Source organism: Microtetraspora sp. AC03309 (genome assembly GCF_020826795.1).
Classification (GTDB): domain Bacteria; phylum Actinomycetota; class Actinomycetes; order Streptosporangiales; family Streptosporangiaceae; genus Microtetraspora; species Microtetraspora glauca.
Window position 1 is genome coordinate 1 of the sequence record NZ_JADDIL010000270.1, and the last position, 842, is coordinate 842.

General features: G+C 55.8%; 1 protein-coding gene. It reads right to left on the reverse strand.

Features of this window, described 5'->3' with window-relative positions:
- Positions 1-746, reverse strand: a 746-nt coding sequence (locus IMZ11_RS42770; RefSeq protein WP_228649308.1) for a BREX-1 system adenine-specific DNA-methyltransferase PglX, incomplete at its 3' end; no start/stop codon positions are given.
- Positions 747-842: the final 96 nt, after the last annotated feature.

An 842-nucleotide genomic window follows, 5' to 3' on the forward strand; every position in this document is an offset into this window, starting at 1 on the left:
AAAGCGCGTTCTCCCAAGTGTGCCATGCACACTGGTGGGGAGGACCGAATTATCCGGCCGCGCAGGTCCTCAAAAGACGTCAAGAACATCCACGACTGCATGGTGATCATCGCAACCAAACCACCGTGGCCATCGACGAGACTACCGCAACGGTCGATGAACATCGCGAATAAATCCGACTTCGTGTCCGGGAATTCGAGCTTTGCGAACTCAGTCAGATCGGACCCCATGTTCTTTCCGCCCATATACGGCGGATTCGCAACGACCACAGAGTACCGCTCGGCGAGGTATTCAGCTTGCTGAACGACGCGCCACGCCCGGCCTATCGCATCGGCCTTGAAGATGTCTCCGCCATCCTTCAGACGATCCAGATGCAGAGTGAGTCGCGAGATCAGGGTCGCATCAGGCTGGATCAGGGCGCCCAGAAAGTCAGCCTTGCTGAACTGGTTCCAGAACGCTTCCTCCTGGTGAAGGTCTCCGTCCTCAGTAACCAGGTAGGCGAGTTCGCCGGGACTGAATGAGATCGGTTCTAGCAAGCAGATGTTCGGCTTGACGGCGTCTTTGAGGAAAAGCCTGCGCTTCGCCGCTGCTTTCATAGTCAACGCGAATGCCGATAGTGCTCCCGCACGGGGATCGATCTCCGTGCCGTACAGGTTATTTGACAGTATGAGGCTGGGAATCTCCGCCGGCGCGTAACCCTCCTCCTCGTAAATTGCGTACAGCAGATCGAACGCGTAGGTCAACATGTGTCCCGATCCACAAGCGGGATCGACAAGCTTTAGATCTTCCGGCCTGCTGATCTTCAAGAAGTTCGTTTCTTCATCAATCGGTGCACTGTAGTA